Raw genomic sequence first — 24935 nt, forward strand, 5'->3', positions numbered from 1 at the left:
TGTTTCGCTTCTCAATCCAACGCATACCTTACTTCGGGGAGCGGATCACTAGCAGCTTTACGGATTAACTCAGAGAGTAACACATCATGCTCGCAATTATTCTTTAATAGCAGATCCGCAATTCGAACACATTCCCGACGTACCAAAGGCGCAACTACAGCTTCATATGAAGCGTCATCGAGAATCTCATATCTATTTCCATGATATAGCTCAGGCAATACATCCGCGATTCTCTGCACATCAGATGGGTCGACATTTCCAGTTCTAATAGTTTCACGAAAGACCCCTAATAAGGCCGGCAATCTCGCTGGTACCCCAGCTTCAACCAAACTAACTAGACTGGACAGTAAGCTAGCCGCGTCTAGCGACTCCGAATCCTTCTTTATCCAAATCAAAATCGCTTGTGTCCCCGAAGAAAATGCTTTCACATCTTGACTGCGAAGAGCAACTCTAATCTCACGCTTTACTAGATCGTTTAAACGGGGATCCGCAGTCGCAAAGTAAGGAAGACCCGCAACAAAGCGTCCTCTTTGACCCTGTGAATTCATATCCAATAAAGCAGCAAAACGGGACGGTGTTAAGTTTTCTCTTTCGAGCGCCGGGATAAATACAGATGCCAAGGAATTTGCAAGCAGCTCTTCGGTTTTATCGACCCCTTCAAAGTTACGTGCGATCAAATCATCACTCTCCACTCGGCGCCATTTCACTAAGTGATCAAAAAAAGCGCATGCCTCTGCTTCAGTGGGATAGAATTCTGCGGAGCTTCGTGCCCCCAATATCTGGACAAGCCCAGCTGCATTACACATCTGACTCGGCTCTCTAGAAAAAAGATTACGTCTAATTGCTGCATTAACAGCTATTGGGTTTGCGCTCGGAATTCTTGATAGCGCTCTCCAGTAGAGCCCTGAACCAGGCAGAGGTTCATATTTTTCAGGGTCTCCCCAAACGACTTTTGCTAGCGCCGACTTTTCTTTCTCACTAAGGTATCCGGCATCCTGCAGTAAAAGCAGACGCTCTAGTACGTCGCCACGATCACGCTCATTAGATGATGCGAGGTCGATAAGCTTCAATATTCTCTCATCTATTATTTTATTACCAACTCTAGAGCCAGGAAATTCAACAACTGGGTTATATAAGTAAAAATCGCTGTGTGCGGAATATTCAGTTGAAACAGGAAATAGAAGTGCTTCCTCAACCAGAATAGGCCCATCAAACTTATTTATGCTCTCCAAAGAGAACTTAACCAAGTTGTTAAAAGGTCTAAATGTTCTGTAGTTAATCAACGAAGGGAACGACAATATTCTTCGTGAGAATTTGAAGATCTCCATAGCTTCTTCAGGCGAAGCACGTATACACATACGTGCAACGAACTCTAAAAACAGCTGAATTTTCTCAATGTAAAATCCTTTCGCGTCAGCATTAGAATTGAACCTTTCAATCCAGAATTCTAAAGCTAACTTACTAGATGCAAGTAACGAGCTTGCGTATTCCGAATCAAGTGACGCTACTTTTGTGCGTGACATCACTTTGTTAAGGATTTCATCCGAGTCATTCTTTGCAACTCTCACAACCAAAGAAAATCGAGAAGCGTCGTCGATATTCTTCAACTGTAGAATCGCTTTTGCGGGCTCACCTAGAAAGCTAACTCCTTGCGATCTCATCGGCAAACCTGTTCTGTTGCTAATTAATTCTAGAAAAACTAGCGGATGAATCTCATTACTCCATGTCACTTGTTGCGCCCGATCCCTAAAACTGCCAGTATCGAAGAGTGGCTCAATACCTATTTTTTTTCGCTCTTTCTCTAACATGCTGGTCGCAGCTTCACTTAGGCCCTGGATTTCATCCCAAGGACTACAGCGCTTGTCTTGGTAGATAGATGGAAAAGGCTCATAAATTTTCGGACTATAAATTTCCAGTCCACGCAGAAACCAATGTGCCCAGGCCAGTCTAGAAAATATTAGAATTGACCCAGGGTCATCTCTGTTCTGCCTTTGCAACTGCGAAAATGTACTTGATACTAAATCTTTGGCCTCTTCAAATCTGCCTAGATCGCAGAGAAGGCCAGCTTTCCGCAATTGCCAGATAGGGTCTATTGGATTAATTTTATCTGTGAAATCCTGCAACCTCACGTAATCCAATTCATCTCGCGCATTCTCAGCTTTGAAATAACATAGTTCGTTTGGTATTTCTTCCCAAAATTCTTTTTTTTCTTCAAGAAATCTTTGACTTTCCTCGGAAACAATTTCTCTGGAATTTTTATCGAGCCATCTACTTCCTCGGAGCACAAACAGCGCCATCTCACAAAGCTGTTTGACGGACATACCACTTCGCACATCCGCTTTACATGTTTCTAATATTAGAACAGAGAGCCACGTGGGAATCGGTATTCCGCTAACTTCGTACCTCCAACTAATCTCATATAGCATTTCCGACCTATCACGCACGCTCATAACAGACAATATCGCCTGCGAGGGATTGGGATCTGTGATCTGGTGACTCAACTGCCACCGCAGACCTTGCGGGCATATCAGCCATCCCGGATATGCCTTGCGATTTCTTGCCAACACTTCAAGCTGATCTTTTAGTCTTCTTGCCGGGATCGAAGCGTCTTCCCGCTCGCGCTTATCTTCGTCTTCGTCATAAATAGATCGATTCAAAGAAGTAATTTTCCATTCCCACGCCGGGATAGGTTTAAGTCGTCTAAGCTCATCCAAAAAAATTCGTATTGCCTCCAAATGGCGTCTGTCTTGGCTGTCCCAGCCACTTACTATGGGATAGAGGTCTATTGGCGCTACATTTAGGCTTTGGAGATATTTTCGCTTGGAACTTGTTAATTGAAGCGCACCGACCAAGTAAATCCTTCTCACATGATTGGATAGATGATCACGCACCCAACCCACCCATTGTAAAAAGTTAGGATCATCCCCAGAGAACCCCACGAGGCATAGTTCGTTTTCTATAAATACTTGCCTAGCGAAATTCACATAAGCCGCGCCACTCTGCGGGAATTTCCTGTAGTCCTCTTGAGTAAAAACTAAGCTATCCGTTATCCCCAACGTTCCATGAAGTTTAACAATGCGCGGGGATCGTGAACTAGACAACTGCTCTTGACGAGTCACGATGCTGTAAACTGGTGAGCTTACTTTCATGCTTGCGCGCTCAAGTAAAGTGTCCCAGTTAGTAGTTAGTATTTCGGTCCACGGAAGCTTTAAAATTTCCCGGTAAAGATCTCCTGGCTCCCACCGTTGATCATCAATCTCGCGACGCAATAAATCATTGAGCGATTGACGCCCAAAATATGCCTCATACTCCTCTGCGAGACGCAAAGGATCACCGTAGGGGCTAGTGTGCAGTTGGCTGGCCAATATTTTGGATAAGTCTGCCCAAAGTGGCAGCTTCCTATTAGGATCCCCAGTCTTTGCGGCGGACCGTCCGAAACCAGCTCCCACCATCACAGCTGCACCGTGGTAAGAGTTCGCTTCGCGCCACATGGCCTCGGCAAGCTTACGTAAGTTTGGATAATCCTCTAGAGAAGATACATCAATGACGCGCTCGGCCATGTTTTTCGCCTATCACTAGATGTGCAATCTTGCTTGAATTCTCCGGCATGTTCCATGGGGTTTAGGGGGCAGATTGGTTTTTCGATGTCATGATCAGTGCTAAGTAATTTTGCATCGCAGGAAACCGATGACCTTGGTGTTAAAGGGGCCATATTGCATGAGCATCGCTCGCTTTCGAGCCGCTATAGCGCGGCAACCTTGACCTCCCGTACATCCCCCACCCGCCATCCTCGCCGCAGCCTCAACTGGAGAAACACACGATGATGAAGTGGATGGGCACCGCGCTGGCCGCGGCACTGCTGGTGAGCGGTTGCGCCAAGGAGGAGGGCGAGAAGTTCGTCGGCCACTGGGTCAACGTGCAGACGCAGGAAGAGACGATGGACATCGAGCGCAATGGCGAGACCTTCATGGTCCGCAGCACCACGCCGAAGTTCTTCAGCCGCAAGCCCAAGACCGAGAGCTACCCGGCGGTGTACAAGGACGGCGCGCTGCAGGTCACCAACGATGGCGAGACGGTGAACTTCGCCATCGACGCGGCCAACGGCCACCTCAACACCGGTGGCGAGCAGTACCAGCGCGTGCCGGTCAAGTAAGACAGCCGCTGTCGCCAGCGCCCGCGTGTGGACCTTGCCGGCCACACGCGGGCGTTTGCGTTTGTGGCCCAGCCGGCCACGCCGAAGGGCTACTGGCGCACGCTGCGTCGCGCAGACGCCGGGCCGGACACACCGCCCGTCGCCCGGCCTTGCGTTGCCGCTGCCATTCCACCCCGCGCAAGCCTTACAGTGCGCAGGCACGCCAGGGTCATGGCGCTGCCCGACCGATCAATCCAGCAACTACGAGGGTGTCATGAGCAAGGGGATGGACCAGAAGAAGAGCCAGAAGAAAGAGCCGACCAAGACGCTGAAGGAAAAGCGCGCGGCCAAGCAGGAAAAGAAGGGCAAGTAAGCCGCCCGGCCTGCCAGACGGCGAACGGGGTCAGGCGGATCGCCTGACCTCGCGTTTTTTGGACGTTTCACTAGGGGCTGAGCGTTGGCTTGCGAACTCGGCCTGTCGGACTCTCCCACTCACCGCTGGCATGACCTGCGGTAGCACCCCAACGCTGCAGCAGACCGATCAACGACCCGGCCAAAGCTGCTGCACTAATGTGGGTTTGTGCGGATTTGGAGCTCGTCATGAGCCGTTTGACCATCGATCTGAACGATCAGCAGCACCAGAGCCTGAAGGCGCTGGCGGCTCTGCAGGGCAAGACCATCAAGCAAATACGCGCTTGAACGCCTGTTCCCTGGCGACCTAAACGCTGATCAGGCATGGCAGGAGTTGAAGACCCTCCTTGGGGGACGTGTCGAGCAAGGCCTTGCCGGCAAGGTTTCTACCAAGAGCATCAGCACCATCCTGGATGAAGAATTGGCCGGGGGCCGTCGCGGTTGATGCACGGCTACGTCCTCACCGATGCAGCCGAAGCCGATCTGCGCGGGATCATCCGCTACACCTCGGCACGCTGGGGCCAGGCGCAGGTTCGCCAGTACATCGCAGACCTATCGAGGCGTGATCTCGATGATGTTGGATGTAGCAGTCTTCAGCGACGTCATATCGGCTGAGGTGGTTTTACTCTTTGATTCCTGCTGCTCCCGATAACGTATAAGTGGGTGTACCCCGACCGAGTAATTGCGCCCAGGCATGATCTGGTAACTCAATGACAGATTGATCGTCCTGACGATTGACTGCCCCGGCTTCAGGACAAGAGATGGCGTGGAACCTCGGACGTTGTGCACATAGATGCCGCGATAGTCGACGGGGCTGCCGTCCTCTTGCAGGACCTTGAACAGATTGGTCTGCAACACCCCGCCTTTGTCTACGTCTGGAACATACGAGGCAGGTAGCTCGATGGGCTGGTCACCTGCGTTGGCCATCGTGACTGAGACGGATGCTCCAGCTGTCGCTGTATGCGCTGCCTGTCTGTTTTGGAGTCTGATCTCCAGCCTCCCAGCCGCAGTCGCGCTGGAGCAGGCTGACAGCGCGAGAATCCCAAGAACCCATATCGCCTTCATCATTCACCTCTTACGCGCAAGCGCTTCTTTGTCGTCAGTTCTCATGCCATCTCTCCGGCTTGGGGTACGAGCCCTGGACGGGCGGAACCACCGTGGCGGGCAACTCCTGGGCAGACGCTAGTCGCGATTCATCCTCGGAGCGATCTTTCAATCCAACGTGCACTATCGCGCGCGGTTGGGGACCTGACGCTTTGGCGCTTCCCACATCACCGTCTAGCGCAAGTCCTCGTCGGCACCGTCCACCCGGTCTCCTGCATCAAGCTGCTGCAACACGCGATCGAAATCGCTCACGAACAGCTGGTCCTGCACTATGCGGTACTTTTCGAACTCGCTTTCCGCATGCGCTTTGGCGATCTCGGCGGTGACGCGCCCTGCGTCCTGCAACACCTGCCGGTCGGTTGCTTCGATGAAACGATTCAGACGTGTTTCCCAATCCTGCATGGTCATCGGAATCTGCCGCAGTGCCATGTCCTCGGCCAGGTCCAGATAGGCCGATACGAGGCGTTGCAACTGCGCCATCTCGCCGGTGGTCAGGTAGTTCTTGGCAACCGCCACGTCGAACTTCTGGATCTTCCCGCGCGGTGCATCGGCCCAGGTGGTCAGGCCCATGTGCTGCTTGCCGGCATCGGCTCGGTGGTAGACGACTTCTGCTGCGGTTTGCCCGTGGATGGCCCAGTGCAGCTTGTTCTGCACTGTGGCGAAGAACCGCTGGGTTGCCTGCGCGGTGGCATCGTAGTCCAGGGCGGTGGCGTAGATGTCGGTGATCTTCTGGTAGAACTTGCGCTCGGAGAGACGGATCTCGCGGATGCGCTGCAACTGCTCTTCGAAGTAGCGCTTGCCGAGCACCGTGCCGTCATTCTTCAGGCGCTCATCGTCCATCGCGAAGCCCTTGATCGTGAAGGACTCGATGATGGTGGTGGCCCACTTGCGGAACTGCACCGCGCGCTCGGAATTGACCTTGTAGCCCACGGCAATGATGGCCGCAAGGTTGTAGTGCTTGGTGTCGTAGCTCTTGCTGTCGGCGGCAGTTATTCGAAAATTTCGAATAACTGCATCTGGCTGTAACTCGTTGTCAGCGAACACCTTTTTCAGGTGGTAGTTGATGGTGTGGGTTTCGACATCGTAGAGCTGGGCCAGCATCTTCTGCGTCAGCCAGACGTTTTCGTCGGCATACGCCGCCTGCACGCCGCCCTCGCCTGCGGCGGCCACGAAGGTCAGGTATTCGGCCGCCGACGAGCGGACGAGCGAAATTTCATGCTTTTTCGCCATTGATGCCTCCCATGCTGGCGATACCGCACAACCAGTTTTTCTTCGTCCATGATGCTATCCGGGCATGCCCGGTGATGGTGATAGGCGAACGTGCCGTTCTGCCGTAAGTGATGTTGCCATTGCGCCGGCTCGCGTCCATCAGAACAACGAACCCTGCACGGGCAACGCAGTAGCTGGTTCTGTTGCTGGCTTGGCGGGTGCCGCCTGCTGCTGCGCACCCAACCGCCACGCTAGGCCAGAGATGCGCGCGGCGTGCCGGGCCAGTGCGCTGCGGATGACCGCCTCGCTGCCGGCCAGGTGCAGGGCGCGGCGGGCGCGGGTGATGCCGGTGTAGAGCAGTTCACGGCTGAGCACGCGGGCGTCGCGGGTGGGCAGTTGCAGCCAGACGGTGTCGAATTCGCTGCCCTGGGCCTTGTGCACGGTCATGGCGAAGGCGCTTTCGTGTGCGGGCAGTGCGGCGGGGTGGAAGCCGCGCACCTGGCCGTCGCCGTCGCCTTCGAACCAGGCGACCAACGGGCCTTGGGCACGGCTGTCGGTGCCTGGGTTGTTGCGGCTGGCGGTGCCGCCGGGCTGGCCTGGCCCTGAAGAGGGGCCTTCGTCGCTGCGCCCGGGAGAGGGACTCGCTTCGCTTCGCAGGCAGATGCCGACGTCGCCGTTGAACAGGCCGTGGCGGTAGCTGTTTTCGGTGATCAGCAGCAGGCGGCCCTGGAACCAGGGCGAGGCGGCGCCGAGGCGGCGGGCGCCGGAGCCGGTTTCGGCCAGCAGTTGTTCGATACGGGCGTTGAGGCCGCGTGCGCCCTGCGGGCCGGCGCGCACGGCGGTGAGCAGGCGCAGGCGCGCGGCATCGCGCAGGGCGGCGGCCGGGTCGTGCGCGTCGGCCAGCGCGCGCCAGTGCGCGAGCAGTGCGTCGCGGCCCAGGGTGAGCGGGTCTTCGCCGTCTTCGTGGAAGTGCACGCCGGCCAGCTCGCCGCTGCGCAGCAGGGCCAGGGCGGTGTCGGCGTCGCCGGCGCGCACGGCGTCGGCCAATGGGGCCAGTGCAAAGTCGTCCGCCTGCCGGTAGCCGCGCAGCAGGTGGACGCGGTGGCCGGCCAGGCCGCCGCCGTGGCTGGCGGCGGGCGTGGTGTCGGCGGGCGCGTTGCCGAGCAGTGCTTGCAGCGCCTGTGCGTCCTGCGGCTGCAGGGCATCGCCGGGGCCGGCGGCCTGCAGGATGGCGGCAAGCACGTCGCCGGCTTCCACCGAGGGCAGCTGGTCGGCGTCGCCGAGCAGGATCAGCTGGGTGCCGTCGGCCACGGCTTCGACCAGCTTGCACATCAGCGGCAGGTCGACCATGGAGGCCTCGTCGACGACGATCAGGTCCAACGGCAGCGGGTTGTCGGCATGATGGCGGAAGTGCGGGGAATCCGGGATGACGCCGAGCAGGCGGTGCAGGGTGCTGGCGCCGCTGGGCAGGGCATCGGCCAGGGCCGGGTCGATGCCGCCAGCGATGGCGCGCGTGACCGCAAGGCGCAGGCTCTCGGCCATGCGCTCGGCGGCACGACCGGTGGGCGCGGCCAGGGCGATGCGCGGGGCCGGGGTGTTGGAGGCGTGTGCCTGGGCGATGCGCAGCAGCAGCAGGCGGGCGATGGTGGTGGTCTTGCCGGTGCCGGGGCCTCCGGTGACCAGCAGCAGGGTGCGGCGCAGCGCCAGGGCGGCGGCCTGGGCCTGGCGGTCTGGGTGGTGGGATGGGGCCGGTGGGGCCGCACCTTCCTGGTCGACGGATGGCTCTGGCAGGCCCGTGCCCTCACCCGCCCTTCGGGCACCCTCTCTCATCGGGAGAGAGGAAGCCTGGGGGAATAGCTGCGCGAACAGCGGTGCCAGCGTGGCGGCGTCGAAGGGCGGCGGCGACTGGGCGGCGATGCGTTGCAGGCCCAGCGCCAGGCGGCGCTCGTACTCGCGGTAGCGGCGCAGGTAAAGCAGGCCGTGTTCCAGGACCAGCGGGCAGTCGGCGGCGGCGGGGTCTTGCGGATTGGGTTGGTCGACCCAGCGCGAGGCGGCCAGGGTGCGTTGCCAGTCGCCTGGGTCCGGGAGTGCGGGCGCTGGGCCCTCGCGCGTGTCCAGCAGCATGCCGGCGCGGCTGGGGTCCAGCCCTGCGTGGCCGCTGGTGACGGCCAGCGAGGCGAGTGCGGCGCCGGCCAACACCTGGGGGTCGGTGTCCGGGGCCAGGCGTTGCAGGCTTTGGGCGAAGGCCAGATCCAGCGGGCGCAGCGCGTCGGCCTTGATCAGGGCGTTGAAGAGGGTTGGGTGGTTCATGCGCTGGACGCCTCCCGGGCGCAGGCGCCCTCACCCCAACCTCCGCTGCACGTCCCAGCCCGCGCGGCGTGGCGCAGACACTGCCAGGCACGCGCGCCAGTGCGCGCAAGCGGTGTCTGCCCGCCCCGAGGGGAGCGGGGCGTGCGCACAGCGCTGATCGGGCGTGCGGTCTGTTGGGTCATGGCTTGGATGCTTCGGCGGCGGACGTACCCTCACCCCAACCCCCGCTCCGCGCCCCAGCCCGCGCCAGCGGCGCGGGCGCTCCAAGGCACGCGCGCCAGTGGCGCGCAACCAGTGCCTTATCGCCCCGGGGGAAGCGGGGCTTTGGTGCGTCAGCGGTAAGGGGCTGTGCGCTAGCGGGCATCGGGCGTGCCTGGGTTGCTGAATGTCGGCTCCGGGGCGCTGCCGGCGAACAGGGCGTCCAGGGCTTGGACCAGCGCCGGGTCGAAGCGCCAGGCGTGGATGCCGGGTGCGGGCGTGGCGCGGTTGACGGCGTCGGAGTCGGCGTCAGAGTCGAAACCCGAATCGGAGATGGAGCTGGCGCCATTGACGGGGTCGGAATCGGAGGCGGCGCTGGCGCCATTGACGGAGCCGGAGCCGGAGTCGTAACCAGAACCGGAACCGGAACCGGGGATAGAACTAGAGTCGGCTGCGGGGTTGCGGGTGGCGTCCAGGCCGCGGCAGAACAGGTAGCGCACGCCGCCGAAGTCGCGGGCGTAGTCGTAGCCATCGCCCAGGCGGAAACGCAGCCAGCGGTGCAAGGCGACGGTGTAGATCAGCGCCTGCAATTCGTACTCGCTGTGCGCCATGGCGCGGGCCAGGGCGTCGGCGTCGTAGCTGGGCAGGCGGTTGGACTTGTAGTCGAGCACGTACCAGCGCCCGTCCACGGTGTAGGTGAGGTCGATCAGGCCGGTCATCAGGCCTTCCAGCCGCTGGCGTGCGCCGAAGGCCTGGCGGTCGCCGACCACGCCAAACCGGTGCAGCAACGCGAGCAGCGCATCGACGCGGGTGGGCCGCATGGCGAAGTGGAATTCCATCTCGTTGCGGCGCTGCGGCGCGGGCACGGCGGCCAGGGTGGTGCCTTCGGGCAGGGCCACAGTGAGGGTGTGGCCGATCAGCGCGGTGAGCATGGCCAGGCCGTCGTCCCATTCTTTCTCGACGTAGCCACCGCGTTGCAGCGCCTCGAGGATGGCGGCGGCCTGGCCCTCGGGTGCGGGCAAGCCGGGGCGCCAGGCCTGCCAGGCGGCGAAGTCGCAACGCTCGAATACGTCGTGCATCACCACGCCGAAGCGGTTGCCGGCAAAGCGCGGGTCGAAGGCGTCGACCTCGGCGGCCACCGCAACGGCCTCGCTGCCGGACGGCTCGTCGCTGCCGCCACTGCCGACCACCGTGGCGCTGGCCATCGGGTCGGTGGCGGCGCCGGCATCGGCGTTGGCCAGCTGGGTGAAGCTGTAGACCCACCAGTCCGGGGCGATATGCCGCTGTGGCGCGCGCGCGGGCGGCACCTGCGCTTCGACCGGCGGCGGCAGGCGCGGCAGGTTGGTGGGCGGCGTGGACATATCGACCACCACTGCGCCCTCGCCGGCCGCGCCCTGCAGTGCGTCCAGCGCGCGCAGCATGCCGGACAGTGCGGTGCGCTCGTGCTGGTGGAACGGGCCGCTGGCGATCCACAGCGCGTGCTCGGCACGGGTCAGGCCGACGTAGAGCAGGCGCGCGTCTTCGGCGCGTTGCTCCTGCTTCCAGGCCGCTTCGGCGGCGCTCCAGGTTGGGTCGTCTTTATCAGTCTTCCAGTGCAGCTGGCGGCCGAGCTCCGGCGCATGCACCACGCAATGGCGGCCGGCGCCCTTGTCGCTGCGGCCGATGCCGATGTACGGCAGGAACACCAGCGGATATTCCAGGCCCTTGCTCTTGTGCAGGGTGACGATCTGCACGCGGCGCGCGTCCGACTCCAGCCGCAGCTGCTGGGCTTCGTCGTTGTCGTCGGCATTGGCGATGCGGCGCGACAGCCAGTCGACCAGGCCGTGCGGGCCGAGTGCGCGGGCGTCGGCTTCCTGCAACAGCTCGGCCAGCTGCAGGTAGTTGGTGAGGCGGCGCTCGCCATCGACCAGGGCGAGCAGGCGTTGCCCGTGCGCGGCGCCCAGGTCGCCGATCAGGGCAAGCGGGCCGCCGCGCTGCCAGCGCTCGCGCCAGTCCAGCGCCTGCTGCTGCCAGCGGCGGTGACGCTCGCCATCGTGTGCAAGCGCGGCGATGGCGGCGGCGTCCGCGCCGATCAGCACGGTGGCCAGCGCGGCGCGCAGGCGGCTGTCGTCGCCCGGGTCGAGCAAGGCCTGCAGCAGGGCTAGCAGTTCCAGCGCTTCGTCGGTGGCGAACAGGCTCTGCTTGCCGGCCGCCACGGCGGGGATGCCCACCGCGCCCAGCGCCTGCTGCATGCGCGTGGCCTCGCCGTGGCTGCGCACCAGCACGGCGATATCGCCGGCCTGCACCGGGCGGCCATTGACGGTGCCGTCGCGGCCGCCGGCCAGCCAGCCGCGAATCGCCGCCACGCAGGCGGCGGTGGCCAGCTCGCGGGCGCGGTTGGCGCTCCAGGGTTTGGGCTTTCCTGCTTGCTTGGTTTTTGCCGCTGCCGCGGCAGGTGGCGGCGGCGGGTCCGGGGCGCGCCACAGCGTCAGCGCCGGGGCGGCGGCGCCATCGCGTTGCAGGTCGGCATCCAGCCGCTTGGTGCCGGGCCGCACCGGGTGGAAGGCGATGCCATCGGTGAGGAAGGCATCGGTGTAGCCGGCCTGTGCGTACAACGCGTCGATGGCCGCCAGCACGCCGGGGCGCGAGCGGAAGTTGTGGCTCAGCGGCGGGGCGAGTTCGGCAGTGACCGCGGCGGCCAGATAGGTGCGCACGTCGCCGCCACGGAAGCCGTAGATGGCCTGCTTGGGGTCGCCGATCAGAAACAGCGCCGGCTCCAGGCCGGCGTCGCGTGCGAGCGGGCCTTCGCCGAACACGTTGGAAAAGATCGCCCACTGGCGGTCATCGGTGTCCTGGAATTCGTCCACCAGCGCGATGGCGTATTGCGCGCGCAGCCGCGCGACCAGCGCCTGGGACTGCGCGCCTTCCAGCGCGTGCGCGACACCATCGACCAGGTCGTCGTAGGTCTGCACGCGGCGCTGGCGCTTGAGCAACGCCAGCCGCGCAATGGCGTCCTCGCGCAGGGCGTGCAGCAGGCAGATGCGGCGACGGCTGCGCCATGCTTCGACACCGGCCAGCGCGGTGAGATAGCCGTCGATCTCGTGACTCAGCGGCGAGGCCGGGGTGTGCTCGACGAACTTCTTGTTGGTGCCGGCGGCCAGTTCCGCAGCGGTGAGTTTGATCAGCTTGGCGTGCGGCGTTGTGTGCATCGATGGCGCGGCGGCGAAGCTGTCGAACCAATGCCACAGCGCTGCCAGCCATTCCGGCTTGTAGCTGACCTTGCTCAGGATGCCGCCATCGATGGCGGCCATGAGGGCTTCGAAAAACGCGGTGCCTTGCGCCTGGAATGCCGCGGCCAGTGCAGTACTGGCGTCCTGCACCGCTTGCAGCAGCGCAGCCGAATCGTCGTTTGTCGTGGCTGCCGCCGGCAGCAGTGTTGGATGGCGCACCAGCGCGCGCAGATCGCTGGCCAGTGCCTCCGGGCCGCCCGACCACAGCGCGATCAGGTCTTCGGCCATTGCCGCATCGGCGGCGCGCTGGCGCCATAGATCGGCGGCGACTTCGCCGAGCAGTTCGCGATCGTTGGCGAGCAGTTCCGGTGCGGCGAAGGCCTGACCGCTTTCCAGCGCATGTTCGCGCAGCACGCGCGCGCAGAAGCCGTGGATGGTGAACACGGCGGCCAGGTCGATTTCTTCCACCGCCTGTTGCAGGCGGCGGCGCAGGGCCGCGGGTGTTTCGGTGCCGGTGGCCAGGTGCGTGGCGAGGATGGCGCGCGTAAGCAGCACATCGGGCGCGTCCTGTAGGAGTGGACCTGGCCGCGACGAGTCGTCGGCGAAGTCGGTCGCGGCCCGGGCCGCTCCTACGGGGGCGGTGGGTGTTTCGGTGTCAGTGGCCAGGTGCGTGGCGACAAAGGCGTCGGGCACTTCGTGTAGGAGCGGACCTGGCCGCGACGAGTCGTCGGCGAGGTCGGTCGCGGCCTGGGCCGCTCCTACGGGGGCGTCGGGGACCAGGGTTGCGGCCAGCACCAGGCGCTCGCGGATGCGGCGGCGCAGTTCCTGGGTGGCGGCCTCGGTGAAGGTGACGGCGAGGATCTGGCCGATGCGCAGGCCACGCTCGACCACCAGCCGGGTGAACAGCGTGGCCAGGGTGAAGGTCTTGCCGGTGCCGGCGCTGGCCTCGATCAGGCGTACGCCCTGCAGCGGCAGGTGCAGATACGGGTCGGTGACCGGGCTGGCGCTCATTCGGCCTCTTCCTGCGCGCCATGCCAGTGGCGCCAGCTCTCGATCAGACGCTCCGGATCCAGCGTGGCATCGGCGTTGCCGCGCTCGAGCAGGTCGTACACGCGGTGGCTGGTGATGGCGAAATCGGCAAAGCGTTGTGCATCGGCGAACGGGTCGCGGCCGCGGTTGACCAGACGCAGTTCCGGGCTGTGCGATTCGCTCCAGCCGAAGCTGGATTGCCACTGCCCGGCGGCGTCCTTGATGGCCTTGTCCAGGTCGTCGCTGCGCGCGGCCTGGTGATACTTCCAGCTGCTGTAGGGCGCGAACGCCAGCGGCGTCTGCAAGCCCTGCCGGTACACCTGCAGCAGCGCAGCCAACGCGCCCTGCGCCTGCGTCTGCGACAGCGGTTCGGCATCGATGGGATGCGGGCCTAAACCGTCTTCGTCTTCGAAGAAGCGCACATACGGCGCGTGCTCGCCGGCGGCGCGCAGCAGCAGCCATTCCAGGCCGTGGCGGATCGCGCTGCGGCCGCTGAGCGCGCCGACCTGCACCCGCCCCACCCCGCTCGCATACCAGCCGGGCACACGGCCGTGCACCTCGGTCTGGCCGATCTGCACCTGCAACCGGCGCGACTGCGCCGGCGCTTCGCCACGCCAGTGCCGGAATGCCTCGGCGTACGGGCGCAGTTGCGCCACCCGCTCATCGAGCTGGCGTCGCCCCAGCGGCCCGGACGGCAGCAGCGCGCGCGCGCGCAGACGCTCGTAAAGCCGCTCGGTGTCGCCGGCCAGCGCGGCGTCGAACACATGCTGCTGCAGGCCGTATTGCTCCAGCCCGCGCGTGGGCGCGAGCAGCGGCTCCAGATCGCTGTCTTCGCCGGCCGGATCCGGCAAGCGCATTCCCAGGCGGTGGCGCAGGAACTGCCCGGCCGGGTCGGCGAACAGGCGGCGCAGCTCGTCGATCGACACATTCGTCGGCACTGCGATGTCATCGGCCGGCAATGCACCGGCCACCCACGGCGTCAGCGGCTGGCGCTGGCCGGTAAGGCTGTCCACCGCAGGCCGCCACTGCCGGCGATAGCTGAAACGGCGCGGGTCGGCGCCGTGATCGCCCGGCGCACCGAAGGCGGCGGCGGCAAACGGCTGCAACGGGTGGTGCACCACCAGCGTGTCGATTGCCGCCAGGTCGGCGTGGTACTGCGCGGCGCTGCCCAGCAGCTCGCTGACCAGCACCGACGGTTCGCGCGCGCTGCCGTCGCGCGCATCGGCGCCGAGATAGCTCAGGTAGAACACTTCCTGCGCGGAGGCGAACAACTGCAGGAACAGGAACCTGTCGTCCTCGCGGGTCGAACGGTCGCCGTGCCGGCGACGCTCGGTGCCCAATTCCGCGGTGAGGCGATTGAGCCCGGCGGCCGGGTCGCGGCGCGGGAAGTCGCCATCGTTCATGCCGAGCAGGCAGATGGCGCGGAATGGCAGCAAGCGCATCGGCACCATGCGACCGAAACTGATGCCGCCGGTGAGCAGCGGCGCACGCGTGTCCGACTCGCCCAGCACCGCAGCAAAATGCGCGCGCACTACCTCGGCCGGCACGCTGCCTGCGTACTCGGCGCGCACTGCATCGCGGGCGAACTGGTCGATCAAGGTGCGCAGCCGATCCAGCGCGCGCTGCGCACGCGGTGCCGAAGGCGCTTTTGGCATCAGCGCCTCCAGCAGGCCGAGCAGCCGCTCGCGCCACTCGACCGGCGTCATCGCCTCGGCCAACACGGACTGGTGGCGTTCGAGCACGCGCAGCAGCTTCAACAAGATATCCAGTGCGGCCAGCGCGCTGCCTTCCAGCTGCGGCCATGGCGCCACGCCCTCGATATCGTCGTCGGCGCCGCTGGCATGGCCAAGCAGCAGCCGGTCCAGCGCGAAGCGCCAGGTGTAGGCGTCGTCGCTCGGTGCCTGATGCTGGCGCCGGTGCGCTGCATCCAGCCCCCAGCGCGCGCCGGCCGCATGCAGCCAGCCGCGCAGACGTTCCAGTCCGGCTTCGTCCAGGCCGGCGGCCTCGGCAATCGGCGCACTGGCGAGCAGGTCGAGGATCTCGTGCAGGCCGAAGCGTGCGATCGGCAGGCCGAGCAAGCTCAGGAACACTTCGGCCAGCGGCTCGCTGGCCAACGGGCTGGCATCGGCCAGCGCGTACGGCAAGGCATCGTCGTTGCCGTGGCTGCCGAACACCGCATCCAGATACGGCACGTACGGGTCGATATTTGGCGACAGCACCGCGATCTCGCGCGGCTGCAGCGGCGGGTCGAAGCGCGCATCGTCGAGCAAGGCGCGCAGCTGGTCGTGCAGCACCTGCAGCTCGCGCAGACGGGTGTGGCAGGCGTGCACCTGCAGGCTGGGGTCGTGCAGATTCACCGCCGGCAACACCGCAGGCACGCTGGGCGCGCGGCGATGGAACAGGTCGCTCTGCATGCGCCGCAGCAGGCTGTCGCCCAGGCCGCCGTCGGCCAGTGCGCGGCGGCCAGACTCCAGCGGGTCGGCGTAGGCGGCGATCTCGGCCAGCGGGTGCACCACCTCGTAGTCGCCGACCAATGCCATGAAGTCGCGCCCGGCCGCGCCCCAGGCCTGCAGCAGCGGGTTTTCCTGCACCTGCTCGGCAAACAGCTGCACCGCACCGTCTTCGCGACGGCGCTGCCACAGGGTTTGCAGGTCGCCCCAGTAACCTTGCGTGGGCGTGGGCAGGTAGAAATGCAGCGTGCCCACGCGCGCCTGCGTGGCCAGCACGCGCAGCACGTCGGGCGAGATGTTCAAGATGGCGAAGGCGAACAGGCGCCTGGGCAAGCCCTGCGGCAGCGGGCCGTCCGGGCGCGCGTAGCGATCCAGATACTGGCCGATGCGACGCGCGCGGTATTGCCGGCCGGTGGCGATGCTGCGCCACAGCCGCGCCTGCGGATCATCGGGGTCGGCGCCGCCTTCCCAGCGCAGCAACCAGTCGCGTCGCCAGGCCTGGTACTTCTCGAACACATTGCCCAGCTCGCCGGCCAGCGCCCAGGGCTTGAGCGCATCGCCATCGGACAGATAACCGGCCAGGGGCGCCAACGCCGCGTCGCTGCCCAGATCGGCCTGCAAGGCGGCATAGAGGCGCCACTGCGTGGTGGCCATGTCCAGGTCGTCGTCGGCCGGGCCAAGATTGCATTCCAGCGCGCGCGCGACGAATTCGCCGGGGGTGAGGAATTCCAGATTGGCCGCAACCCCATGCTCGGCCGCCAGCGTGGACTGCAGCCAGCGCCGCATCGCCACCTGCGGGATCAGCACCACCTCCGGCTGCAGCAACGGCTGCTCCGGCACCGGCCGGCGCAGCTCCTGTGCGAGCAAGGCAGCCAGCGTATCCAGCGCATTTGAGGGATAGAGGCGGAAATCGGGCGCGGAAGTGGCGTGCATGCGTACGCGCATTGTGCCGGATGCGGCCGTACTGCGCTGTTGGCCCAGGGCCGGTGCGCAGCGAGTGGGGCCGCTGTTCGGGCCCTACTGGAGTGGGCAGGCGCGGGGCCAACCATGGCGATGACGGCCGACACGCTGCGGAGCTACTGCACCCGAACGCAGCAGGCGCGAGCGGATTGCCGATTGCCTGCAATGTAGTATTGCCTGCGATGCCGTGCGGCCGCGGCGCTCGGCGGTATCGCTGCAAGCTACCGTCGACCAACGCGCCTCCAGGCGCAGGCGCCGCCATGCAATACCCCTGCGGCGGCATCACAAAAAGCGATGGGCCGGGGTCTTCGCCCGGCCCATCGTGTTGGCTTGGTGCACGACGCTGGAGACGATCAGTATTTCTTTTCCAGGTTGATCATCCAGGTCTGATCGTTGTTGCTGTCGCCGTCGGTGATGCCGCGGTATTCCAGCCGCGTCGACAGGCCCTGCTCGGTCAGCAACGCCGCGCCGATGCCCACCATCAGGCGGTTGCGATCGAACGCGCTCTGGCCCGCGCGGTAGAACGGCCCGCCGTTCAGATCGGCGTAGCTCAGCGTGGCATCGCCGCGGCCCTGGAAGTCGCGCTGATATTCCACGCGCAACTGCGGGGTCAGCCGGCCCCAGGCCACTTCGCGGCGCCATTCCAGGCGCAGGCCCAGGTTGCCGGTGGTGGTGGCCACGTCCATGTCGTCATAGCGCAGCGCGAACGGCGCCACGCCATCTTCGACATAGCCATCCAGCGTGGCGCGCGCCACATCCACACGCGCATACGGGGTGATCTGCAGCTCGCCGCGTTGCAGGTCCGCACCGGTGGACAGCGAGGCGATCCACTGCTTGCCGTCGCGGTTGCCTTCGGCCATCGAGGCGTCGTCGGTGACATAGCGGCGCAGGTCGTAGGACAGCAGCTGGTAGCCGACCAGGGTGTCGAAGAAGAACGCATTGCCCGGATGGAAGCTGGCATACAACGCCATGGTGTAGGCGGTGGCCTTGGAGTGGCTGCCGTTCCTGCCCACATCGCTGTCGTCGCGGCCCCAACCCAGGCCCGCACCGATCGCCAACGACTGCGCCACCCGGTAATCGGCGCCCACGCTCAGGCCGTCGGTCTGGAAGTCCACGCCGTTGCTGTTGGACTGCTTGTCCAGGCTGCCCGAGCGGATCGCACCACCCACCCACAGCCCCAGATCGCCCTGGCCCTGCGCGGTGCTGGTGCCGCTGCTGGCCACTGCCGGCGCATCGCGGAAGTCGTTGTCGGCCTCCTGCGTGTCCGGGCTGCACGGCTGCGCACTGATGCCGCGGTCGGCCTGGCGGCAATGCGAGGTCGGCTGGAAGCTCACCGCGTTGCTGAAGGTGCTGCCGCCGCGATGGGTGGCTTCCAGACGGCGCTGGAAGTTGTCGATCTGCGCCCGCGCAAAACGCCGCGTGGACTCGGACTGCGCATCGATCAGGCCACGCACTTCCGCATCCACGCTGGGGTCGCGGCGCGGCGCGATGGTGAACACCACGTTGGCCGGCACCGAGGTGGCGAACGCGTTGGACAAGGTGAACTGCACCGTGGCCTGGCCGACGAAGGCCGGGTTCGGGGTGAAGGTCAGCATGAAGGTCGGCGTCTCGGCCATTGCAGCAGCCGCCGGCGACGGGCCCGAAGCACGTGCCGCCGCCGCGGTGGCGAGACCACCAACCTGGGTGATGGTGGCGGTACCGGCCGACGCAGGCAGCACCGCGACCACGGCCGCCGCCACGAACGGCCCGCCGGTGGCATTGCGGGTCAGGTCGACCTGCTGCGCCTCGCCCGGCACTGCCGCCGCAGTCACCGACACCGCAACCGGCCGCGCGTTGACCGCGATGGTCACGGTGGCCGCCGCCGAGGTGCCGCCGCTGCCGGTGACCGTGTAGCTCACCACATCGGTGCCGACGAAACCGGCAGCCGGCGTGTAGACCAGCTCCAGCCCGTTGACCACGGCGGTGCCGTTGGTCGGCGCAGTGGCAATGGCGATCGTGGTGATGTTGCCGGTGTCGTTGGCGGTCACCGCCACCGACACCGCAGCATCGGACATGGTGGCCGCCACATCCGCCACCGCCACCGGCGCCGCATCGCTCACCGTGAAGCTATAGGCCTGGGTGGCGCTGGCATTGCCGGCATCGGCCACCGCGATGGTGAAGGACGAAGTGCCCTGCGTCGTCGGCGTGCCCGACAGCGTGCCGTCGCTGGCCAGCGTCAGGCCGGCCGGCAACGTGCCGCTGGCGATGCTGTAGCGATAGGGCGCAACGCCGCCGCTGACCGTGAGCACCTGGTTGTAGGCGCTGCCGCGCACCGCCGGTGGCAGGGTCGGTTGCGCCAGCACCAGCGTTGCCGCCGCGATGGTGACCGAGTAGTTCTGGCTGGCCTGCACAGCCGGGCTGGGCGTGCTGTCGGTGGCGGTCAGGGTGAAGTTGAAGGTGCCGGACAAGGTCGGCGTGCCACTGAGCGCGCCGGTCGCTGCATCGACAACCACGCCATTGGGCAATGCGCCCGCAGTCAATGCATAGCGGTAAGGCGCAGTGCCGCCGGTGGCCGAGGCGATCGTCGCCGCATACGCCTGCCCGGCCGTGCCTGCAGGCAAGGTGCTGGCCGGCAACGCCAGGTTCGGGCCGGCCACGGTCAGTGCATAGGCCTGCGTGGCGGTGAAGGTGTTCGCATCGGTCGCGGTCACGGTGACGTTGAAGCTGCCTTCCACCGTGGCGGTGCCCGACAACGTGCCGTTGCTGGCCAGCGTGATGCCGGCCGGCAGGCTGCCCGCGCTGACTGCATAGGTGTACGGCGCGGTGCCGCCGCTGGCGCTCAACGTCTGGCTGTAGGCGGTGCCGCGGGTGGCGGCCGACAGCGTTGTGGGCGCGATCACGACCACAGGTGCCGTGATGGACAGCGTGTAGCTGCGGCTGGCCTGCGCCGCCGGGCTGGGCGTGCTGTCGGATACGGTCAGGGTGAAGTTGAACGTACCCGCCACGGTCGGCGTGCCGCTGAGCGCGCCGGTGGCCGCATCCACGACCACGCCCGCCGGCAGGACACCGCCGGTCAATGCATAGCTGTAAGGCGCCGTGCCGCCGGTGGCCGGCGTGATCGCCGCGGAGTACGCCTGCCCGGCCGTGCCTGCCGGCAAGGTGCTCGCCGGCAAGACCAGATTCGGGCCAGCCACGGTCAGGGTGTAGGCCTGGTTGCCGGTGAAGCTGCCCGCATCGGTCGCGGTCACGGTGACGTTGAAGCTGCCTTCCACCGTGGCGGTACCCGACAACGTGCCGTTGCTGGCCAGCGTGATGCCTGCCGGCAACGTGCCACTGGCGAGCGAGTAGGTATACGGCGCGGTGCCGCCGCTGGCGCTCAACGTCTGGCTGTAGGCGGTGCCGCGGGTGGCGGACGGCAGCGCGGACGGCGCGACCACGATCGGTGGCGCAGCGATGGTCAAGGTGTAGCTACGTGTGGCCTGCGACGGCGTGCCTGTGGTGCTGTCGGTGGCGGTCACGCTGAAGCTGAAGCTGCCCACGCTGCCGGGGGTGCCGGTCAGGGCGCCGCTGCTGCCGTCGAGCGTGATGCCCGCCGGCAAGGCACCGGCGGTGACGGCGTAGGTGTACGGCGCAACGCCGCCGGTCGCCGGATTAAGCGCACTCGAATAGGCCTGGCCGGCGGTGCCGGCCGGCAGGCTGGTCGCCGGGAAGGTGGTCGTGGCCACGGCCACGGTCAGCGTGTAAGCACGGGCGCCGCTGGTGGGGCTGCCGCCGCTGTCGGTGGCGGTCGCGGTGAAGTTGAAGCCGCCGCTGGCGGTGGGCGTGCCGGACAGCACGCCGCCAGCGCTCAGGCTCAACCCGGCCGGCAACGCACCGGCCGTGATGGCAAAGGTGTACGGCGCGGTGCCGCCGCTGGCGCTCAGGGTCTGGCTATAGGCGCTGCCCGCGGTCGCCGCCGGCAGCGATGCCGGCCCGACCACCACCACCACATCGTCGTTGACGATGGTGCCGGTACCAGTGGCGCGGGCGATGCTCGCGTTGCTGGCGCCGGACAGGCCGACGCTGAAGGTCTCGTTGGGTTCGACCGCGGTGTCGCCATTGACGGTGATCGCCACGCCCTGCGCGGTAACTCCCGGCGCGAAGGTCAGCGTGCCGGAGCGGGCGGCGTAGTCGCTGCCGGCGGTGGCGGTGCCATCGGCGGTGATGTAATTGACCGACACGGTCTGGCCGCTGGCCGCACTCAGGCTCACCGTGAAGGTGGCCGTGGTGGTGCCGCTGTTGCCTTCATTGACGCTGACGTCGTCGATCGACAGTGCGGGCAGCGCATCGTCGTTGACGATGGTGCCCTGGCCCTGGCCATCGCCCACGCTCGCCCCGGTGACGTTGCTGACGTTGACGAAGAAGGTCTCGTTCGGCTCGCTGAGCGTGTCGCCGTTGACCAGCACGGTGAAGGTGGCGCTGCTGCTGCCGGCGGGAATGGTCTGCCCGGTCAGGCTGGAGGCAACGTAGTCCACGCCGGCAGTGGCGGTGCCGTCGGCGGTGGCGATATCGAAGCTGACGCCGCCGGTGCCCGCCGGCTGGCTGAGCGAGACGGTGAAGGTGGCATTTGTGGTGCCGGCATTGCCCTCGTTCACCGACACGTTGTTGATCGACAGCGTCGGCTGGTTAGGAGTGATGGTGATGTTGACGGTGATGGTGTCGCCCCGGCCATCTTCCAGCGGGAACGTATCGCTGGTGGCGCTGTCACCGTTGTGGGTGTAGGTGACGATCTGCGTGCCCTGCGCACCACTCGGATTGGGCACCACGAGCGTGCCGTGCGGGGGTTGCACGCCGTTCCAGCCGATGCCGATATCGTCTGCTCCCGTGCCATCGCAGGTCGTCACGTCGATCTGTACCGAACCGCCCTGCACCACGGTGGCGTTCAGCGTCGGGCAGTAGGTCGAGGCTTGCGCCATCGCCCAGCCTGGCGCCAAGAGCATCATCGCGAACAGGACAAACATCACGGCCAAACGTGCGCGGCCGCCGGTGGCGTCCGCTGGAAACCTACGTTGCTTGTTCACTGTCCACACCCCTGGAGCGCGCCATCCCCGGCGCCGGCAACGATCCTCGTGCCTGAAGACAACGTCGCCCTAGTGGGATTGCTCCCTTCGACATTGCGAGGGTATTTGAACAGGAACTGACTAACGAATAAAGAACAAAAACTTAATACTTCATTCCAATTCTGAATAGTTGAGACTTGCTCTATTCAAACATGACATGTATCTGTGCAAATTATTCCGACACGCAGTCGGCGTTGCACTTACGGGAAGGAAGTCCGCATGAGTGAGTTCTTCTTGGGTCAGATCATGATGACCGGCTTTGTGTTTGCGCCCAAGTATTTTGCGCAGTGCAATGGCCAACTGCTGCCAGTCAATCAAAACCAGGCACTCTTCAGCTTGCTTGGTACGCGTTTCGGTGGCGACGGCCGCACTACCTTTGGTTTGCCGGACATGCGCGGGCGCACGCCCATCGGCTTCGCAGCGTCAACGGATCCGAGCTGGCAACCGCCGGTACCGCCACTGGGCCAGATGGCTGGCAGCGAGAACGTGACGCTGCTGCCAAGCAATTTGCCCGCACATGCCCACCTGATGGAATCCACCAGCACCGCGGGCAATAACCGCAGTCCTTCTGGCCGCAACTTCGGCAACAATGCCAGCACCACGGGTCCGGCCACTGCGCTCTATGCGGCACCGGGGACGCTGGTGTCCTTGGACCCGAAGTCGGTAGGCCCTGCCGGCGGCAGCCAACCGCATCCAAACATGCAGCCTTACACCACGATCAATTTCTGCATTGCGCTGTCCGGCATCTTTCCCTCGCGTAGCTAGTTCGCCGGCACTTCTACACGCTGCGTGCCGATGACGGCGCGGCATCACAGACCAGGAAGGACACCATGGCCACTCCATTCATCGGCGAGATCCGCATGTTCGGCTTCGGCCGCACCCCGCAGGGCTGGCAGGCCTGCGACGGCAGCCTGCTGTCGATCTCCGAGTACGAGACCCTGTTCGTGCTGATAGGCACGCTCTATGGCGGTGACGGGCAGAACACCTTTGCGGTACCGGACCTGCGCGGACGCGTGCCGCTGCACCAGGGCCAGGGCCCTGGTCTGAGCAACTACGTCATTGCCCACACCTCTGGCACCGAAACGGTGACGCTCGACAGCCTGCAGATGCCGGCGCACACGCACACGCTGGTCGCCACACCCACTGCCGCCACCGCGACCGCGCCTGCGGGATTGCTGCCCGGCACAGTGACCGGCGACGTGTTCTACGCGACCGATACGACCGGTGCCACGGCAGCGCCGATGGCGACGCAATCGACGACGATCACCGGCGGCGGCCAGGCGCACGACAACACTATGCCGACCTTGACGGTGCAGTACTGCATCTCCACCGCCGGCATTTTTCCACAGCAGAGCTGATCGATTCGGCGCACCGCACTCATCGCGACGCCCACCCGTTCCATCGGAGGAATGAGTTCATGACCGAACCTTATACCGGCGAAATCCAGCTGTTTGGCTTCGATTTCAATCCCGTCGGCTGGGCGCTGTGCAATGGCGCCACATTGCCGATCGTTCAGAACACTGCGCTGTACTCGCTGCTGGGTGTCGCCTACGGCGGCAACGGCTCCAGTACGTTCCAGTTGCCCAACTTCTGCGCGCGCGCCGGCTGCCAGCAAGGCCAGGGCGGCGGACTGAGCAACCGGCAGCGTGGTGACACGTTCGGCACAGCCGGGGTGAGCCTGCTGAGCAATCAGATTCCGCCGCACCAACACGGCATCAACGCATTTTCACAAGCGGACTCGACCAAAAAGACCGGCACACCCGCCAATGGTGCGGCACTGTCGACGATGAGCAGCAGCACCGCACGTCCATTCGTGACGGTGACGCAGCCTGATACGCAGTTCTCGCCGACCGCGCTGCTGCCAACCGGCAATGGCGTAGCGCACGAGAACCAGCAGCCCTATCTGGCAGTGAACTTCTGCATTGCGTTGTACGGCGACTACCCAGACTTCGGTTGACGTCATGGCACGCCTGCTTTCCAGCAAGGTGATGACAGCATCATTGGGCGCAGGCCAGGCCGCTGTACCGGATGCGCATGCCATCGCATTGCGGGCCGAGCAGGATGCCGATCTACCCTGGCTGCAGGATCTCTACGCGAGCACGCGCAGCGAAGAGCTGGCGCAGGTGCCCTGGCCGGACGCAACCAAGCGCGCGTTTCTGGATCAGCAGTTCGCCCTGCAGCGCGCGCATTATCTGCGCCATTTTCCCGATGCGGACTTCATGGTCGTGCAGTGGCAGCACGAACGCATCGGCCGGCTGTATCTGCAGCGCGCACCGTCGCAACACGCAGTGATCGATATCAGCCTGATGCCGGCATGGCGTGGTAAAGGCATCGGCACTGCGTTGATTGTGCAGGCGCAAACCCGCGCATGTGCAGCGGGATGCGGCTTATCGCTGCACGTTCTGCATGCCAATCCAGCTGCCCAACGTCTCTATGCGCGTCTGGGGTTTGTCGCCGGCGATTCCGGCGATACGCATCTGGCAATGCATTGGCGCGGCGCCGAAGCAGACGCGGTCACGCAGCTCAGTTGAAGATCGCCTGATACAGGAACCCGTCGCGCTCGCGTGCCACCGGCACCAGGAAGATGCCGATCTCGCCAAGCCGCGTGTGACGTAACCGATAGGTCTGCTGCGGAAACAGGAATGCCGAGCTGTTGCGAAACAGCAGCGAGAATGGCGCGCGATGCACCGCATGCGTGGTGGGCAGCGCGCGCGCCTCGACCAGCACGAATGGAACCTCGCCTTCGTTCAATGCGGCAGAGAACGTGTCGTTGACGCTGCCTGCAAAGTGCTCCAGGGTCAGTAAGTCCATTTTGTGCTCGTGGTCGGCAGAAAATCCGATCATC

General features: G+C 64.6%; 14 protein-coding genes and 1 pseudogene. 7 read left to right on the forward strand and 8 right to left on the reverse strand.

Annotation, left to right across the window (positions count from 1 at the left end; all coding sequences use genetic code 11):
• Positions 1–11: 11 nt before the first annotated feature.
• Entirely contained in the window at positions 12–3560 is a 3549-nt protein-coding gene (locus ABQY64_RS20615) for an SIR2 family protein (RefSeq protein WP_349779568.1), read from the reverse strand.
• A 260-nt stretch (positions 3561–3820) separates the two neighbouring features.
• Between ABQY64_RS20615 and ABQY64_RS20620 the strand changes: the two genes are divergently transcribed.
• From ABQY64_RS20620 to ABQY64_RS20630, 3 genes and pseudogenes are all read left to right on the forward strand, one after another.
• A complete protein-coding gene (locus ABQY64_RS20620) occupies positions 3821–4153 on the forward strand; it encodes a hypothetical protein (RefSeq protein ID WP_104599840.1) in 333 nt (110 codons plus the stop codon).
• Between the two features lie 579 nt (positions 4154–4732).
• Positions 4733–4988: pseudogene (locus ABQY64_RS20625) on the forward strand (antitoxin).
• A complete protein-coding gene (locus tag ABQY64_RS20630) occupies positions 4988–5158 on the forward strand; it encodes a type II toxin-antitoxin system RelE/ParE family toxin (RefSeq protein WP_164741631.1) in 171 nt (56 codons plus the stop codon). Before ABQY64_RS20625 ends, ABQY64_RS20630 begins: the two are co-directional and overlap by 1 nt.
• On the opposite strand, the gene ABQY64_RS20635 is transcribed toward ABQY64_RS20630, so the two are convergent.
• From ABQY64_RS20635 to ABQY64_RS20660, 6 genes are all read right to left on the reverse strand, one after another.
• Positions 5096–5470 (reverse strand): hypothetical protein, encoded by a 375-nt coding sequence (locus ABQY64_RS20635; RefSeq protein WP_225874229.1) that lies wholly within the window; start codon positions 5468–5470, stop codon positions 5096–5098. The genes ABQY64_RS20630 and ABQY64_RS20635 overlap by 63 nt on opposite strands.
• Positions 5471–5821: 351 nt before the next feature.
• Entirely contained in the window at positions 5822–6877 is a 1056-nt protein-coding gene (locus ABQY64_RS20640; RefSeq protein WP_047126549.1) for a virulence RhuM family protein, read from the reverse strand.
• A gap of 138 nt (positions 6878–7015) precedes the next feature.
• The gene (gene recD, locus ABQY64_RS20645; RefSeq protein WP_349779569.1) at positions 7016–9166 is read right to left on the reverse strand and encodes an exodeoxyribonuclease V subunit alpha; all 2151 of its coding nucleotides are present in this window, start codon (positions 9164–9166) and stop codon (positions 7016–7018) included.
• A 353-nt stretch (positions 9167–9519) separates the two neighbouring features.
• Positions 9520–13584: an exodeoxyribonuclease V subunit beta gene (locus tag ABQY64_RS20650; RefSeq protein WP_349779570.1), complete on the reverse strand. Its 4065-nt coding sequence runs from the start codon at positions 13582–13584 to the stop codon at positions 9520–9522.
• On the reverse strand, positions 13581–16985 hold the full coding sequence (gene recC, locus ABQY64_RS20655; protein WP_349779571.1) for an exodeoxyribonuclease V subunit gamma: 3405 nt from the start codon (positions 16983–16985) through the stop codon (positions 13581–13583). The genes ABQY64_RS20650 and recC overlap by 4 nt, the downstream gene beginning before the upstream one ends.
• A gap of 380 nt (positions 16986–17365) precedes the next feature.
• A complete protein-coding gene (locus ABQY64_RS20660) occupies positions 17366–21991 on the reverse strand; it encodes a putative Ig domain-containing protein (RefSeq protein ID WP_349779572.1) in 4626 nt (1541 codons plus the stop codon).
• A gap of 318 nt (positions 21992–22309) precedes the next feature.
• Between ABQY64_RS20660 and ABQY64_RS20665 the strand changes: the two genes are divergently transcribed.
• The 4 genes from ABQY64_RS20665 to ABQY64_RS20680 all read left to right on the forward strand — a co-directional run bounded on the left by ABQY64_RS20665 (position 22310) and on the right by ABQY64_RS20680 (position 24621).
• Positions 22310–22855: a tail fiber protein gene (locus ABQY64_RS20665; protein WP_349779664.1), complete on the forward strand. Its 546-nt coding sequence runs from the start codon at positions 22310–22312 to the stop codon at positions 22853–22855.
• Between the two features lie 65 nt (positions 22856–22920).
• A complete protein-coding gene (locus ABQY64_RS20670) occupies positions 22921–23448 on the forward strand; it encodes a phage tail protein (RefSeq protein ID WP_024940540.1) in 528 nt (175 codons plus the stop codon).
• A 59-nt stretch (positions 23449–23507) separates the two neighbouring features.
• A complete protein-coding gene (locus ABQY64_RS20675) occupies positions 23508–24047 on the forward strand; it encodes a phage tail protein (RefSeq protein WP_024940541.1) in 540 nt (179 codons plus the stop codon).
• Between the two features lie 4 nt (positions 24048–24051).
• Positions 24052–24621: a GNAT family N-acetyltransferase gene (locus ABQY64_RS20680; protein ID WP_024940542.1), complete on the forward strand. Its 570-nt coding sequence runs from the start codon at positions 24052–24054 to the stop codon at positions 24619–24621.
• Here the strand turns inward: ABQY64_RS20680 and ABQY64_RS20685 are convergent.
• Positions 24614–24901 carry a hypothetical protein gene (locus ABQY64_RS20685; RefSeq protein WP_024940543.1) on the reverse strand — a complete coding sequence of 96 codons (288 nt, stop codon included), beginning with the start codon at positions 24899–24901 and terminating at the stop codon, positions 24614–24616. The two genes, ABQY64_RS20680 and ABQY64_RS20685, sit on opposite strands and share 8 nt — an antisense overlap.
• Between the last annotated feature and the right edge of the window lie 34 nt (positions 24902–24935).

The organism is Xanthomonas sp. WHRI 7065, assembly GCF_040203115.2.
GTDB classification, from domain to species: Bacteria; Pseudomonadota; Gammaproteobacteria; order Xanthomonadales; family Xanthomonadaceae; genus Xanthomonas; species Xanthomonas arboricola.